2 protein-coding genes are annotated in these 1,928 nt (G+C 62.3%); both read right to left on the bottom strand.

Translation table 11 applies throughout. The features are described 5' to 3' along the window. Positions 1-904 (bottom strand): efflux RND transporter permease subunit (locus tag AB4Z11_RS30515; RefSeq protein ID WP_442029759.1); only part of this gene is annotated, 904 nt, incomplete at its 3' end. A gap of 3 nt (positions 905-907) precedes the next feature. After that, positions 908-1,928: efflux RND transporter periplasmic adaptor subunit (locus AB4Z11_RS30510; protein WP_442029757.1), on the bottom strand; the 1,021-nt coding region annotated here is incomplete at its 5' end.

Here is a 1,928-nt window from a genome sequence, read left to right as displayed (position 1 = left end):
CCTTGTGCACATTCTTGGCCACCGTCACAGTCGACGCATCGCGCGAACGGGTGATGGAAATACCCACGTTCGGCTTACCGGAACGCATGGAGCCGCTATTACGCTCAGCGAAACCGTCTTCGATGGTCGCCACTTGCGACAGGCGGATCAGGTTATCGCCCTGGCGCTTGACCACGACCTGCTGAAACTCTTCCGGACGCTCGATACGGCCGACCAGGCGGATGCTCTTTTCATCCAGCTCGCCGCGCACCTTGCCCACCGGGGCATTGGTGTTCTGGGCACGCAGTGCGTTGACCACGTCGTTGACGGACACATTGTATTCACGCAGCTTTTCGGCCTTCAGCAGCACCGACAGCTCACGCTTCAGCGAACCGTCGATGGTCACCGAAGCCACGCCGTCGATGGCGCGGAAACGGTCAGCCAGCTGGTCTTCGGCCAGGCGCGAAATGACTGCGTGGCTCTGGCTCTTGGACGACAGCGACAGCTGCACGATCGGCTGGGCCGACGGGTCGATGCGTTGCAGCACCGGCTCGCGCATTTCCAGCGGCAGCTTGTAGCGCACCGCCGCAATCGCATTGCGGATATCGTCGGACGCTTCAATCAGGTTACGGGTGAAGGTGAACTTGATGAAGATCGAGGCGCTGCCTTCGGAGGCGGTGCTGTTGATCTCGGTCACGCCGGTAATAGACTGCAGGGATTTCTCCAGGCGGTTGATGACCTCGCGTTCCACCGTTTCCGGCGAAGCGCCTGGATAGGGAATGCTCACGACAATGAACGGCACTTCCACGTCAGGGTTCTGGTTGACGCGGAGTTTATTCAAGGCCATCAGGCCCAGGGCCATCATCGCGATGATCAGAACGATCGTCGCAATGGGCCGTTTGATACTGAAATCTGACAGGAACATGGCTTAGTTTCCTTTGCTTGCAGCTGCCGGCGCGCTGGAGGCGGAGGCGACGCTCTTCGGTACAACCACTTCGACCTTCTGGCCGTCATGCACGGTGGAACCCGGTGCGCGCAGCAGGCGGTCGCCGGCGGCCAGGCCATTCTGCACTGCCCACAGGCCGGAGCGCTCATCGCGGGTGCCCATCGTCAGGGTGACTTTATTCAGCTTGTTATCCTTGACGCGCCAGGCGTAGGAGCTGTCGCCGTTCAGCACCATGGCGGACGCCGGGATCATCAGCGCAGCCTTGCTTTCGGTTTCCACGCGGCCTTCTGCGTACAGGCCAGCGACGTGCGGCTGGGCCTTCTCGGCGAAATCGACCAGCACCACCACCTGGCGGGTCACCGGATTGGCGGCCGGGTCAACGCGCTTGACCTTGCCCATGAAGTTCTGGCCTTCGTAGCCGTTCACGCGGAACAGCACCGGCTGGCCGACCTTCACCACACCGACCTTGTCGGCGGACACCATGCCTTCGAAGCGCATGGAGGTCGGGTCGATCACCTTGATCAGTTCCTTGCCGATCTGGGCCGTGTCACCGTTGGACACTTTACGCTCGGAGATGATGCCGTCGAACGGCGCACGCACCAGGGTGCGCGACAGCTGCTGCTGGGCCGAGGCGGCACGCGCTTTGGCGGCTACCAGGTCGCTCTGGGCGCTGTTGCGGCGCACTTCGGCGTCTTCCATCGCCTGGGCCGAGGTCATGCCGGAAGCGCGCAGGGTCTTATTACGCTGAAACATGCGCTCGGCCTGGTCCAGCACCTGGGCGGAGGCACGCACCGCTTCGATCGCGGAATTGTTGGCATCGCGCAGGGAAGTGTCGTCGAGGCGCACCAGCAGGTCGCCCTTCTTCACCGCTTCACCGTTCTCTTTCAATACTTGCAACACCACCGCGCTCACCTCGGCGCGCAGGTCGGCCTTGCGCTCTGGCTCGATGGAGCCGGTAATGACCGGACCGGAAGCCATGGCATTCGATTCCACCGTCATCAGG

The organism is Pseudoduganella sp. RAF53_2 (assembly GCF_052113985.1).
In the GTDB taxonomy this organism is placed as follows: Bacteria; Pseudomonadota; Gammaproteobacteria; order Burkholderiales; family Burkholderiaceae_D; genus Rugamonas.
Note: the sequence above shows the minus strand (reverse complement) of the source record. Positions and strands in the feature narration are given on the sequence as shown.